1 pseudogene is annotated in these 207 nt (G+C 54.6%); it reads right to left on the bottom strand.

Annotated features, from left to right (window positions below):
- Window positions 1-207, bottom strand: a pseudogene (locus tag AF337_RS03930) (AAA family ATPase); the annotation flags it as partial.

Here is a 207-nt window from a genome sequence, read left to right as displayed (position 1 = left end):
GCAGCGTCAGATGTGTATAAAGAGACAGGTCATATCCACGCTCGAGCGGCACAATCCAGCGATTGATGAGCGCCTGCGGCGCCACTTGTTGACGCCCGAAGTCGTCGATGATGAAAACGCCGCCTGATGCCTTCAAGTGTATGGGCGCTTCATAGACATTCGGTCCTTCGTTGAAAGTGAGGTCGAGCTGATCGAGGGTCAATTCCC

Origin of the sequence: Rhizobium ecuadorense, assembly GCF_001187535.1 — a bacterium.
GTDB classification, from domain to species: domain Bacteria; phylum Pseudomonadota; class Alphaproteobacteria; order Rhizobiales; family Rhizobiaceae; genus Rhizobium; species Rhizobium ecuadorense.
Note: the sequence above shows the minus strand (reverse complement) of the source record. Positions and strands in the feature narration are given on the sequence as shown.